Source organism: Victivallis vadensis, assembly GCF_003096415.1.
GTDB lineage: Bacteria > Verrucomicrobiota > Lentisphaeria > Victivallales > Victivallaceae > Victivallis > Victivallis vadensis.
This window is the reverse complement of sequence record NZ_QEKH01000018.1, coordinates 87,397-100,907: the sequence shown is the minus strand read 5'-3', so window position 1 is coordinate 100,907 and position 13,511 is coordinate 87,397. Positions and strand designations below refer to the sequence as shown.

At 66.4% G+C, this 13,511-nt stretch carries 8 protein-coding genes; all 8 read right to left on the bottom strand.

The genetic code is table 11. The features are described 5' to 3' along the window. Position 1: 1 nt before the first annotated feature. Genes C8D82_RS11890 through C8D82_RS11855 form a run of 8 tightly spaced genes read right to left on the bottom strand, consistent with a single transcriptional unit; the run spans position 2 to position 13,426 of the window. On the bottom strand, positions 2 to 3,169 hold the full coding sequence (locus C8D82_RS11890; RefSeq protein ID WP_116884509.1) for a hypothetical protein: 3,168 nt from the start codon (positions 3,167 to 3,169) through the stop codon (positions 2 to 4). Next, positions 3,138 to 4,217: a hypothetical protein gene (locus tag C8D82_RS11885; RefSeq protein ID WP_116884508.1), complete on the bottom strand. Its 1,080-nt coding sequence runs from the start codon at positions 4,215 to 4,217 to the stop codon at positions 3,138 to 3,140. Before C8D82_RS11885 ends, C8D82_RS11890 begins: the two co-directional genes overlap by 32 nt. Further along, positions 4,214 to 6,247: a vWA domain-containing protein gene (locus C8D82_RS11880; protein WP_116884507.1), complete on the bottom strand. Its 2,034-nt coding sequence runs from the start codon at positions 6,245 to 6,247 to the stop codon at positions 4,214 to 4,216. The genes C8D82_RS11885 and C8D82_RS11880 overlap by 4 nt, the downstream gene beginning before the upstream one ends. Next, positions 6,244 to 7,974, bottom strand: a complete 1,731-nt coding sequence (locus C8D82_RS11875) for a vWA domain-containing protein (RefSeq protein ID WP_116884506.1) — start codon at positions 7,972 to 7,974, stop codon at positions 6,244 to 6,246. The genes C8D82_RS11880 and C8D82_RS11875 overlap by 4 nt, the downstream gene beginning before the upstream one ends. Next, positions 7,975 to 8,877: a DUF58 domain-containing protein gene (locus tag C8D82_RS11870; protein ID WP_116884505.1), complete on the bottom strand. Its 903-nt coding sequence runs from the start codon at positions 8,875 to 8,877 to the stop codon at positions 7,975 to 7,977. Positions 8,878 to 8,881: 4 nt separating this feature from the next. Then, positions 8,882 to 9,889 (bottom strand): AAA family ATPase, encoded by a 1,008-nt coding sequence (locus C8D82_RS11865; RefSeq protein WP_116884504.1) that lies wholly within the window; start codon positions 9,887 to 9,889, stop codon positions 8,882 to 8,884. A gap of 16 nt (positions 9,890 to 9,905) precedes the next feature. Next, on the bottom strand, positions 9,906 to 11,420 hold the full coding sequence (locus C8D82_RS11860) for a DUF4159 domain-containing protein (RefSeq protein ID WP_116884503.1): 1,515 nt from the start codon (positions 11,418 to 11,420) through the stop codon (positions 9,906 to 9,908). Then, positions 11,417 to 13,426, bottom strand: coding sequence for a hypothetical protein (locus tag C8D82_RS11855; RefSeq protein ID WP_133245173.1), 2,010 nt, complete (start codon positions 13,424 to 13,426; stop codon positions 11,417 to 11,419). Before C8D82_RS11855 ends, C8D82_RS11860 begins: the two co-directional genes overlap by 4 nt. Positions 13,427 to 13,511 lie beyond the last annotated feature (85 nt).

Genomic DNA, 13,511 nt, shown 5'->3' with positions numbered 1-13,511 from the left:
CTTATTCCTCCGTCCTTTCCGCGCCCAGCGCCTTGAAGTAATCCCCGACCCAGTCGTCGAACCCCGCCGGAATCTTTTCGGCCGCGGAGGCTCCGGTCACGAATCTGCGCAGCCGCGTGGTCCGCACTTTTTCGGCGTCCGCCTGCGCCGCCGCGTCGATCGCGGTTTTCGCCCGGCGCAGCGAGGCGGCGATCTCCCCTTTGATCCGGCGAATGTCCGCCCCGCCGACTGAACCGGAATCCGCCGCCCCCAGCTCGTCGATCCGGCGCAGCGCCGCATAGAGTTCGCCTGTCGGCAGTCCGCGCGCGCTGACCTGCCGCAACAAAGCGAGGGTGCGCTGCTTAAGCTCGGCCTGCTCTCCCGCCAGCCGCGCGGTGATGTTCGGGTCCTGATCGGGCGTGGTGCCGCTCAGCCCTGCCGAGCCGACGCCGGACTGCTTGCCGCCGCCCGTTGCGCCTCCCTGCGGATCGTCGGAACGGTCGTCCACCGTCCCCGCCTCGAAGGGAGATTGCACCAGCCGGGTCGGGGTTTTACGCCCGCCCTTGCCGGTCGCGGTCTTTTCGACGAACTGGCCGGAGGATTTGCCGGAACGCCCTTCGCCGGAACGGCCTCCCACCTCGTTGTTGTTCGGCAGCACATTGCCGGTGATCCCCTTGGCCTGCATGCTGTCGATGGTGCCGTCGGAGACGCCCCAGCCCAATCCTTCGTCGGTATCGAAAGTAAAGGAATTGGTGCCGTCCTGCGTATCCTCAGTCATATCCTCCTCGGTTTCGATCAGGTCGCCGATGATGTCGGTCAGCTCCGCCGGCAGATCGGTCAGGTCGACGTCGGTCATCTCGCCGTTCTCCTCGGAAACCCATTTGATGTAATCCTTCGCGTCGGCAAGCCACCGTTCGAGGTTCGCCGCGACCGCTTCGGCGCTGTCGCAGGCGGTGTTTTCGGCCAGCGTCGCGATCTCGATCTTCTTTTTCAGCAGCGCGTCGCCCGCCTTCTGCAGCTCCTCATACATCTCGACGAATTCGTCGGCCATCGCGGAGTTGGAGAAATCCTGGCTCTGGAGCTTGGAAAGATCGTTGAAGGCGGCCCGGAAGTACTGCCCGAACTCCGCCTCCTTCGCGGCGAGCTTGCCGAGCAGTTCCTCCTCCGCCTCGCTCCAATCGTCGGTTTTGGCGGGGTCGAAGGCTTCGGTTTCCGCGATGATCTTCTTCTGCTCGGTGCGGAACTCGGTCAGCTTCTCCTGTACTTTGGCGAGCTGTTCGTAGAGCAGTTTTTCCTCGGCGGCTTCCAATCCGGCCTGCTCGCGCTTCTCCCACGCGCGGCGGACGGCGGCGAGGCCGGTCAGCAGCCGCCGCAATTCGTCGATCGCGCGGCTCTGTTTGAGCACCACCTCATTCAGGTGGCGGGTCAGCGCGTCGCCGGAACGGTTGAAGGGGGGAGCGGTCTGTTTCTCCAGCGGTTCCAGCTCTTTCGCCGCTACCGCTTCGATCGCGGGAAGCACCTGTTTCGGCAGCGAACCGGCCTGCTCCATCCCGCGCGCCACCGGTAGCGCCGAAGCGGCGATGCGGCGGATCTCACGCTGGCGGTTGCACAACTCCCGCGCGTCGCCGACCCGGAAATTGCGAAGCCGGGCGGTCACGAAAGAGCGCGCCGCCTCCTGTTTGTCCAGCACCGCGAACAGCAATTTGTAGAGCCGCCCGTCCCCCCGGTCGGAAGCGGCGCGGCGCAGCTCCTCCAGCGGATCGGTCACATGAATCGTCAGTCCCGGCGCCGTCCCCGGTTCGCCGCCGGGCCGGAAATCGAACGCCGCCGCGCCGACCTCCACCGTGCTGCCGACCGGGAAATCGCGCGGAGTCAGCCGGAACGGGACCAGCTCGCGCACCTCGGCGCGGGCCGGTTCCGCCGGATAGTCGTAACTGCGGATTTCGGCCTGCTGTCCCTCGCGCCGGGCCAGCAGCGTGATCCGGCGCACCGCCGCGTCGTCGCGCGCGGAGACCTCCAGCATCACCGTGGAACCGGCCGGAGCCTCGAAATTCCGCTCCCGGTTCAGGAAGCGCACCTCGGGAGCGCGGTCGGGGCGGCACTTCAACAGAAAGCGAGCCGAATCCGGGTAGCAGATGCCGCCGGCTTCATCGATCAGCGTTGCAGTCAGGGTCGTATCCTCTTCCAGCCTGAACCGCCCGGCGGGAACGATCTCCACTCGGTAACCGTCGGGAGGCTCCGCGTCCAGCCGGATTTCGGTATTCCGCCACAGGGTGAATTCGCCGCGCGGTTCGGTGCCGGTTACCGTCTTCTGCCGCAGATAGGCGGGAGGCTCCGCCGAAAACTCCAGCTTCGCGAAGCGCGGCGAAGGACGCACCCTGACCTTGCAGAAGCGCGACGCGTCGCGGCCGCACTCCACCCGGTAGCGGAAGTCGCGCGTCACGCCGGAAAGCTCGCGCACCGCGCCGCCGTCGTGTCCGGCCATGTCGAGAGTCGACACGCTTTCGCCGGATTCGATCCGCAGCCGCAACCCGGCGCGGGGCCGGCCGTCGATCAGCGCCGCAGCCCGGATGCGGATTCCGCCGCCATACGGGATTTCCGCATCGCCCGGCTCCACTTTGAACTCCGTCCGGTTGACCGGGGCCAGTTCCTTCCACGGCAGCAGGATGCGCAGCGCCGCATTCGCGGCGGGACGCGGCCAGATTGCGGCGTACATCAGGATCAGCAGCAATACGCCCGGCAACGCCGCCCCCCAGCGCCGGATTTCCGGAAGCCGCCGGATGCGGAAAGGCTCCCGATCCATCGCCGCCTCCTCCGCCCGGCGCTCGTACACCTGCCGGATCGCGGCGGGAAGTTCGTCCCGGGAACGGAATTCGACGCCGTTCACGAGGGCGTTGTCCCGGATGCCGAGCCGCCGTTCCAGCTCCAGCGCAACCGCGCGGTCGCTCCGTTTCGCGAGCCGCCGCCGGAAACGGCATGCCGCGACCGGGAAATACAGCAGCGCCGCCGCCATCCCGCCCCAGACCAGCCAGCGCAGCAGGGCGTTCCAGCCGAACAGGTTGTCGATCACTGCGGCGGCGAGGAAATATGCCGCGCACACCGTCGTTCCCCGCAGGAACGCCGCCACGCCCTGTTTCCGCGCCAGATAGCGGCGGAACTCAATCAAGATTGCGGATAAATACCGCGCCATCGTTCCCCTCCCGGGCCGCATCGATTTCGACCCTGTCGCCCGGCTTCACACTGCCGAGCCGCTGAATTTTAAAAAGTTTCCGCACGGAATCTTTGCCCGGCTGTTTGTAACGGACCGGGATCTGGCGGGTGTCGAGTTTCCACGTTTCGCCGTCGCAATGGAAGTTCCAGATGTCGAGGTGCCATACGTAACCGCCGTCCGGCGTATGCTGCCCGGCGGCGTAGTAGTCGCCACGCCGCTTGTAGATCAGCGCGCGGGCGTGCCGTGCGCCGCCATTCGCCTCCAGCAGCCAGCGTTCCCTGAAAAAGTCGTCGGCCAACGGAAACACCTTGCGCATCCCCGCAAGCTCGTCCGGCGCAACCGGTGTTCCGTTCAGTCCGTAGAGCACCGCCCGGTCGGTGCGGACGTACATCTCGTAACAGCCCGGCAGCAGTGGCGGAAAGGTGAAATTCTCCCCATCGCATTTTGCATGGATCACCACGCCGCGCTCCACATCAAGCAGCGTCGCCGCTTCGAGGCGGCCGTAACCGGCAACCCGGCCCGATACCGGTTTCGCCTCCGCCTTCACCGCCTGCGGGAAACGGACCGATACCGGATAGACCAGCGATTCGAGCGTCTCGCCCACCTTGCCCCTGATCTGGCGGTTCAGGAAAACCTTGCGTCTCTTCCCGTCTTCGCCGCGCAGCAACAGCACCGCCGAAATCACGTGGCCGCGCAGTTTTTCACCCGAAATCAGTTCGACTTCCGTGGCGAAATTCACAAACGGATACTCCCCTTCCAGGTAGGTTTTACCGGCCTTGCCCGCTTCGGTGTAGAGCCACGGGCGGTTCATCGTTTCGGTTTCGACCAACTGGGTTATGCCCGCGAGATCGGGCAAGGTGAATTTGCGCTGGATCTTACTGTCGGGAAGCCGCAGGATCAGCGGGCGCGCGCCCATGATCGAAAGCTCTCCGACGGCGGAACTTCCATCCGAAAACCGCACCTCCGCCGGTTCCGCCGCCAGAACGGAACAGGCCAGCAGTGCGCCGAGTATCCCAAGCCATTTCATGTCAGTTTCCTCCTCATCAGCCAGGCCAGCGCCGCCAGCAGCAGCACGGCGGCGATCAGGTACGGGGTTTCAAAGGCGGGGCGGAATTCCCGCTCTGCCGCATTCTGCATCACCAGAGCGCGCAGCTCCTGTACCAGCCGGTCGAGGTCGGCGGGAGAGTAGATCCGCTCCGGCGCCGCCGCTTTGCGGAAGTTCGCGTCGAGTGTGCGTACTTCATCCGGTTCCGCGAAAGCCGAACCGACCGCGACCGGCAGCACCCGGCGCGTCTGCTGTGCCGAACCGCCGGCGGCGGTGATCTCCAGCTCGCCCGCCGCTCCGTCCGCAAAAGAGGTCCGGGCGGTGAACACGCCGGTTTTTTCCCCGGAAAAGAGCAGTGCGGCGCGCCTGCCGTCCAGTCCGGTAAAACCGCCGGTGACCTCCGTCGTTCCCGGCGGCGGCGTGACCCGGACCGTAACCGTCTCTCCCGGCAACGGCACGGGCGGCAGCAGCTCCACCTGCAACTGCGCCGACGCCGAACGCCCCAGATACGCGGTCAGTTCCGCCCAGAACGTCCCGAAATTGGCGTCGCGTTCCGCCGCGTTTTTTCCCCACAGCGGCAATCCCTGCGACAGCACCGCCGCGACCTGCCCCCTGCCGTATGGCATCGCGACCGCCAGCGGGAACTCCCCGGCCTGCAACAGCACGGTCGTGCCGGGCTTCAGGGATTCGACCGCTTTCAGATTGCGGATCGCGCCCCGGTTCAGGCGGCCCGCGAAAGGGCTGCCCTCCGGCGCGGCGATCTCCAGCGGAGTATCCGGCAGCGGCTGCACGGCGGGAATGAAGGGGAGCAGCCGCGCCGCAGCTCCGCCGGAAACCCGGAAAGAGTCTGCGCCGCCCAGCAGCACCAGCGTGCCGCCCTGCTCCACATAGGCCTCCACCGCCGCCAGTTGCGCGGCGCTCCAGCCCGCTTCGTCGAAGTCGCCGAGGATCAGCACGCCCACCGGCTTCAGCGCCTCGGCGCGGTCGGGTATGCCCTTTTCAAACGCCTGCCCGGCGCGCGAACCGATCCGGCGCACTCCGCCCCCGGCCCCCGCCGGATAGAGCGCGGCGAAATCCGCCCGCACCCGGGTGAAATAACGCACCAATGGCCGGAAACCGGCCGAAAGGCGCGGGAACGAAATCAAAGTAAAGCGCGCGTCCGGCTCCGCATCAACCGCGACGGCGCGGCGGTTGTCCAACGCCGTGACCTCATCCGGCAGCGACGAAAGCTCGATGGAGAACCGGTGCAGTCCGGCCATTACCGGTTCGGTCTTCAGTTTCACCGTTTCCGTCGCGCCCGGAGCGAGTTCAAATTGCTCTGCTTGAATTACTTGCCCTTCTTCCAGAAGTTTCAGCTCCAGCTTCTGCGGCGCATCGTAACCGGTCAGCGTGACCGGCACCGGAAATTCCACCGTCGAATCCGCCCGCACCGTCTCCGGCACCCGGAATTCGCCAAGCGAAGCGTTGCGCGCCTCCCCCAGCTCCGTACCGAATTTCACCGCAAACACCGGAGCCGAAGCGCCTCCCGGCCGCCAGCCGGAAACATCGCCGCCGTCGCTCAACACCACCGCCGCCGACAGAGCGCCCGCGCCGTGAAGTTCATCCAGTTTCGCAAACGCACCGCGCCAGTGGGCGGCAAACTCCGGCTTCGCCGCTTCGCCCGGCGTCAGCCGGTAGTCGAAGGCGTAGCGCGTGACCGGAGCGGCGTCTCCGAAACGGCGCAGGAAGCGGTCCGCAAACGCATTCGCCGCGTCGAGCCGGGTTTTGCCGTCCGCATCGGGGACCTGCATCGAAGCAGAGGAATCCACCAGCAGCGCCACGCCGCCGTTTTTGGAGTCGGGCCGCCGCACCGTGACCACCGGGTCGGCGATCATCACGCCGAGCAGCGCCGCGACCAGCCAGCAGACCAGCCGCAGCCGTTTGCGCCCGACCGTGCGGTAAATCACGAAACACACGCCCGCCAGCGCCGTCAGCAGCAGCCAGACCGGAATCAGAGGATCGAAGGAGATCATCGCGCCGCCTCCTTTCCGAGATACGAATCCACGCCCCAGAGCAGCAGCGCCGCCAGCAGCAGCCAGCCCGCCAGCGCACTGCCGCGCCGCAGCTCATCAAGTTCCAGCTTCCAGTCGCCGCCGGGCTGAAGCTCCCGGACGCCCGGCAGCCGGCGGCGCAGTTCGGCGCCGGAGGCCGACGCGAGATTCGACTCCGCGCCGACCGGCGCGCCTTTGTCCAGTCCCGGCTTCGCACCGCCGGAGGCCATGTAATCGGTCAGCTTCGCCATCGCAACCGGAAAAGAACGCAGCAGCGGCCAGTTGCTCGAACGGTTGCGCAGGCCGAACGCCCCGAGGTAACGCCGCCCCTCCCCATCGCGCCGTTCCAGCAGCAGCGGCCTGCCGTCGGCCAACGCCAGCAGCACTGCGTCGCCCGGCAGAGGAACCAGTTCCGCCGGAGAGCGCCATTCGACCAGGTCGAGCTGCAGCACGTCGTTCAGCTCCGCCAGCGCCCCGGCGAACTTCGCATTTTTCCCGTTTCCGGCGGATTTTGCGGCGGAGGCGGGCAACTGCCAGAGCCGCCCGCCGCCGCGCACATAGGCGTCGAGCGCCGGGTGCGCCGCGCCGCCGGAAACGACCACCAGCCCGAACTCCCGCAGCCGGTCGCTGGAAAGCTCCGCCGTCCCCAACGTTTCCAGCGTCACCCCGCGTCCGCCGTCATTGCCCGGATCAAGCGCATAGCGCAAAAAGTAAAAGGGATCGGCCCCCTGCCCTTCGCCGCGCACCAGCCCGATCTTCAGCGGTGCCTCGGCGCGGAAAGTGAATCCGGCGCGGTTGTCCTGCGTCACATTGCCGTCCTCGACTGTAACACTCCCCGAAGTGAGGCCGGGGGCCGGAGTGAAGGCAAACTCCAGTTCCCGGCTCTCACCGGGGGAAAGATTCAACAGTCGCTCGCCCGCCTTCCGCCCTCCATAGCGGAATTCCAGACGGCTCTCCGCGGGCCGGCCGGAGTAGTTGACCGCTTTCACCCGGAGCTGCTGCTCCACTCCGGCGCGCGGCGGCAGTACAGCTCCGCCGGAAACTTCAACGGCCAGATTGTCGTCGCGGCCCCGCAGCGCCAGCGCGTAAATCCGCAGGCCGCGCCGCTCTTCCCACTTTCCAAGCATACTCTGCTGGAAGTCGGAGATCAGAAAAATTTCCGTCACCCCCGCCTGTTCCGCCGCCCCGGCGAGCGCGGTCCCCAAAGTCGCGGCGCGCGGCCGGAGCTTTGCGGCGCGGATCGCCTCGCGCAGCTTGTCGCGGTCGCGGGTCGGCAGCACGCCGGGCACATCCGACGTGAACACCAGCGCGGTTTCGCCGTCGTCGAAGGAATCGGCCAGCGACAGAGCCAGCCGGCGGGCCGCGTCGAACGCACTCTCCCCGGCGGGCAGCTTGCGCTCCATCGAAAAGGAGTCGTCCAGCACGATCACCCGGCGCGGTTCGTCCCCGGCCGCGAGTTTCATCCCGGTCAGCCGTGGCTGCGCCATCGCCAGCACCGGCAAAGTCAGGATCAGCAGCCGCACCAGCAGCTTCAGCCAGTCGCGCAGTTTGCGCCGCATCGCCGGATGGTGCTCGTCGCGCAGGAAGAAGCCGACGTCGGAAAACGGCACCACCTGCCGCTTCCTGCGGAAATAGAGATGCAGCACCAGCGCCGCCCCCCATACCGGCGGCAGCAGCCAGAGCCACAGCGATGCACCGAAGTCGATCATTTAAAAGAGCTTCTCCCGTTTTGCGAAATAAGCCGCCAGCGCCCGTTCAAACGGGGTGGAGGTGGACAAAGTTTCAAACATGAAGTGCAGCGAATCGCACAGCTTCCCGAGCCTGCGGTTGTGTTCGCCGAGCCGTTTCAGGTAGGACGCGCGGATCGGCTCCGCCTCCAGCTCCAGCCGCTGCCCGGATTCGAGGTCGCGCAGCTCGACCCGCCCCCGGTAGGGAAATTCCAGCTCCGCTTCGTTCAGCACCTGAAACAGGATCACTTCGCACTGCTTGAAGCGCAGCAGCCGCAGCGCCGCCTCGAATTCCGCGTCGACCGTGAAGAAGTCCGAAAACACCACCGCCAGCGAGCGGCGCGGCATCTGCCCGGCGATCTTCTTCAGGCAGCCGCCGTTGCGGGTCGGCCCCGCCGGGACGAGCGTTTCGAGCCTGCCGAGCAGCGCGGTCAGGTTCGCCCGCCCGGCGCGCGCCTCCGAAGCGCATGTGACCTCGTCGGAGTACACGAACAACCCCGACGCATCGTGCTGCCGGTACATCAGATAGCAGAACGCCGCCGCCAGATAACACGCATAGTTGAACTTCACCGTATGCCCCGCCGGATCGGCCATCGCCATCGACCCGGAGGAGTCGAGGATCACGTAGCTCGCAAGGTTGCTCTCCTCCTCGAACTCCTTGATGAAGTATTTGCCGCTGCGGGCCAGCGCCTTCCAGTCCAGATAACGGATCGAATCGCCGGGCGCGTATTTGCGGTCCCCCGCGAACTCCGATGAAAAACCGTGATAGGGAGAACGGTGCAATCCGAGCAGCGCCCCCTCGACCAGCGAGCGGGCCACCAGTTCGATCCCTTTCAGACTCTCCAGCGCGGAGGCGGGCAGATAGGTGAATCCGGCGTTGCCCATCGCATCACTCCGCGCTTTCCGGCACGTATCCGATCAACTGTTCGACGATCATGTCGCTGGTGAGGTTCTCGCCGACCGCGTGGAAGTTGCAGGCGATGCGGTGGCGCAGCACCTCCGGCGCGAACCTCCGCACATCGGCGCAGCTCACGTTCAGCCGCCCCTCCAGCGCCGCCGCCGCCCGCGCCGCCAGCAGCAGATACTGCCCGGCGCGCGGCCCGGCCCCGTAGGAGAGGTTCTCGCGGATGAATGCGGGCGCTTCCGGGTTCTCCGGCCGGGACATCCGCGCGAGGTCGGCGCAGTAGGCGATCACATGGTCGCTGACCGGAATCTCCCGGACGCAGCGCTGCAGATAGATCAACTGCTCGGCATTCAGCACCGGCTGCGGCGCCGGACGCCCGTTGCCGGTGGTTTCGCGCAGGATCGCGATCTCCTGCTCCCGCTCCGGGTAGGTCAGCCTGATCAGGAACATGAAGCGGTCCAGCTGCGCCTCCGGCAGCGGATAGGTTCCCTCCTGCTCGATCGGGTTCTGCGTGGCCAGCACGAAGAACGGGCGCGGCAGCGGCAGACGCATCCCGTGGTTGGAAATCTGTTTTTCCTGCATCGCCTCCAGCAGCGCCGCCTGCGTCTTGGGCGGAGTGCGGTTGATCTCGTCCGCCAGCAGCAGATTGGTAAAGACCGGGCCGGGCACGAAGCGCAGTTCGCGGCGGCCGCTGCCCGGCTCCTCGTCGAGGATTTCGCTGCCGGTGATGTCTCCCGGCATCAGGTCCGGGGTGAACTGCACCCGCCGGAAGTCGAGGTCGAGCGCCTGCCCGAGGCTCTGCACCAGCAGCGTTTTCGCCAGCCCCGGCACCCCCTGCAGCAGACAGTGCCCGCCCGCGAGCAGCGCGGCGAGCACCGCTTCGATCACCTCCTCCTGGCCGATCACCGCCTTGCCGATCTCCGCGCGGAGCTGCGCGAAACTTTCGCCGAGCCGTTCGAGGTCGCCCGGAAGCCGTTCCAGATCATATTGCATATTCCAGATTCCATTCCTAATGGGTTAAAAAGTAAGTCACGATCGTGCCGCCGAGCCGCCCGGCGGCGGAAGAAAGGTACATCACACTGCCGGGGCGCGGCACCTGCTGCCAGCCCCCCGCCAGATCGACCGGCGAATAGACCAGCGCCAGCCGGTCGCCGTCGGAGACGCCGTACAACAACGGAAATGTTTCGCCGGGATAACGCGCCGCCGCCTCCGCCGTGAAACCGGAATCGGCGAACTTGTACGGCCCGTGGGTGAACAGCACGTGGTCCGCCGGAATGCGTCCGAGCTTCTTTTCCGGGTAGAGCCGCGCGATGAACCGGCGCGCCGCCCCGTCGAATTCCGCCAGCCCCATCGTGTTGTTGACCAGCAGGAAGCCGCCGTCGTCGAGGTAGCGGCGCAGTTTTTCCAGCGCGGGCTTCTCCAGTGTAAAATCACCGAGGCCGTTCAGGAATAAAAACGGATAGTCCGAAAGCTCGGCGCGATCGACGTTCACGTAGCTCACGCTGCCGGAGGTGTTGACCTTGAGATTTCTGCCGAGGTAGCGCAGGAAGCGGTCGCCGGAGCCGGGGTCAGAATTCCAGAACCCGTCGGTCACCAGCTGCGCGAAGGGCACCTGCTCCGGATTCGCCGTCCCCGGTTCCGCCTCGCTCTCCCCGGCCGCGTACCGCCGGGCGCTGTCGAACCAGCCGACCGCGTACAGCGCGAGGTTCACGCCGAGGTCGACCGCAGCGGCGGGTTTGTAGTAACGCGCGTCCGTGATCAGCTCCGGCCTGGCATTATCCCAGCCGCAGCCGAGGCCGACCGGAGAGATCACCGCCGCCAGCCGGGGGCCGAGAAAAACCCCTTCCAGCTCGAACGGCTGCGCTTTGCTCCGGTTGGTTTCACCGGCAACCAGCGATTTGGCCAGATGAAAGACCGGATGGTCCGCCGGAACCCGCCGCAACGGGGCTTCGGGCAGGATCTTGCGCATCTCCCCGGCGGCGCTCCGGCTGAAAAACGGGGAACCGGCCACCGAATCGAACCAGACCATCCCGCCGTCCAGCAGATACTTGCGCAGCCTCGCACGCTCTCCGGGCGTAAAGGAGATGCTCCGGCCGCCGGAGAAGAGCAGCACCGGCACCTCCGCCGGATCGCCCGACAGCATTCCGAGATCGAGCGTGACCGCCTGATACTCCAGCCCGCTGCGCCCTTTCAGGTGGCGGAGCAGCTGCTGCGCGTCCGCCGGAACCATATTCCAATCGAACACCCGGCTCACCACACCGTTCGGCCAGGTGTAGTCGAGGTAGCCGCCCCAGATCACCTTGCCGATCAATGTGGTCGGCGCAGGCGGATGCTTCTGCTCCGAACGGCGCAGCGGCGTCGCGGGCAGCGGCAGCGGCGGCAGCGATTCTCCTCCCTGACGGCGCTGCGCTTTCGCCACCGGAGGCTGCCCCACCGGCCTCAGAAACGCGTCCTCCTCCGGCCCCGCCGCACCGGCCGCACACGCCAACGCCAGGAAACCGCCGATCAACCAATGCTTTGTCATCGTTCAACCTCCCGGTTGCGGATTTCATTGAGCAGCCGGGCCGCGGTTGCGGCCGCATGGGAGCGCGGAGCGGCGGCGACCGCCTGCTTCCAGCTTCCGACGGCGGCGGCGCTTTCGCCGCGCCCGGCATAGAATTGTCCCAGTTCCAGCGACAATTGCGCACACAGCTCGTCGTCCGGCTCCAGCAGCAGCGCCTGTTCCAGCAGCCGGGCGGCGGCGCGGGGGCGGCCGAGACCGGCTTCAAGGCGGCCGCGCAATTGCAGATAATCGGGAGAAAGCCGGATCGCGGGCTGCTTTTCCTCCAGTTCGTCCGCATAGCGCAGCCCATCAGCGAACTTCTTCAGCACGATCGCGTTGCGGATGCTCAGCTTCACCCCGTCCAGCGCCAGGAGCTGCCGCGGCGTATAGCGGTTGGCCGGAGCGTCGATCCGGGCGGCCAGCGCGGAGGCGGCGGCTTTGCCCTGCCCGGCTGCGGCAAGCTCCATCTCCAACACCTCGTACGGGCGCACCCGCGCCTTCGGCAGGGCGGAACGGTCGATCTTCGCCAGCTCCGCTTCCGCTTCCTTCCGTCTGCCGAGTCCGTAAAACTCCACCTCCGCCAGCGCCAGCCGGGCGGCGCCAAGTTCGGCGGGAGCGGTCAGGCGTCCGATCAAAGCGCGCAAGTCCTTCGCGGCGTTTTCATACTTTTCCTGCTTCAACTGTTCTTCAAGCCGGGTCGCCTCATAATGGCGGAACAGCACTTCAGGCTCGATCGCATTCTGCCTGCGAAGCAGCGTCTCGTAAAATTCTTTGCTCTCCTTTTCCAGTTTCGCGCGGCGCAGCGCCTCGCTCAGATAGCGGTATCCCTCCGGCTGGAGGCCGTTCTTGCGCTCCTGCTCCAGAGCGGTGCGCAGGATCTCCGCCTCGCGTCCCGGCTTCGGCAGCGACTGGCTGAAGCGATAGCTCAACGCGACCGCATGCGACACTGTTTTGCCGTCCCCGGCCGTCACCGTAACCGTGTAGTCGCCCGGCTTGAAGTAGGCGTGAGCAAGCAGCCCGCCCGCTTTGCTGCCGTCGCCCCAGTCGACCGACCGGATCACCGTGCCGGGCTGGGCTTCGACCTGTACGAAATAGAGCTGCCGGTCCCCCTCGGTGAGCATTTCGTCGAGCCGCCAGCCGAAATCGTCCAGCTTGCGTCCGTAACCGTCCAGCCGTGGGCCGACCTTCGCGACGGCGGAGGGGGTGAACGCGGACTCCGGGATCGCCGCGAATTTTCCGCCGCCGGGCGGCTGCCACGCCGCGATCGAGTAGCAGCTACCCCGGAAATTGGCGTGCAGATAGGTCAGGCGGTGCGTTCCGGCGGCGAGTTCGATCTTCCCGGAATGTTCGCCGCGCAGGCCGCCCCACACGTCGTGCCGTCCCGGCCACGCGGCCACCGGCCGGCCGTCGATCTCCAGAAAAGAAGCATCGGTCGAAGCGGTGTAAAAGGTATAAGTCCCCGGCCTGACGATATGCAGCACCCCTTCAAAGAGATGCAGACTGCGGGGATTTCCGGCGAGCGGATTCCAGCCGGAGTAGACCCGCTCTTCGACCGTGCGGCCGACCGGCACACCGGAATCCAGCAGTTTTTCCAGCTCCTCCCGGGTGTTGGCGCGGCCATCTTTGATCCGGTAGATGCTGCGGAGCACACCGGAGGCGGGCTGCCAGCCGCTCGCGGGATCGGTCGGCTTCTCCCCCTCGATGAAACGCAGCCGCTCGCCGGGGCGGGCATTAAAGGCGAAGCGCAGCAGCGAACCGTGCCGTTCCAGCACTCTGGCCGGAATCTCCCGCCGGTTCGCGCCGACCAGCCGGAACTCCGGTTCGTCGAGATGGCATTCGGCCTTGACCAGCAGCTCGGGCGCGGCGGAATTCCACGTCCCCGGCACCGTCACGTAACGTTCCGCCGCTCCGGTTGCCGATACTATAAAAAACATCAGGCAGGCGGCCAAAGCCGCCGCGTATTTGCTTTGATTTCCACTCTTCAACATGCCGTCCTCCGGAATCACCGGAAATACAATCGCTCCGACGTGCGGCAGTTTCAAATGAAATTGATGTTTTTTCCGTTACATTTTG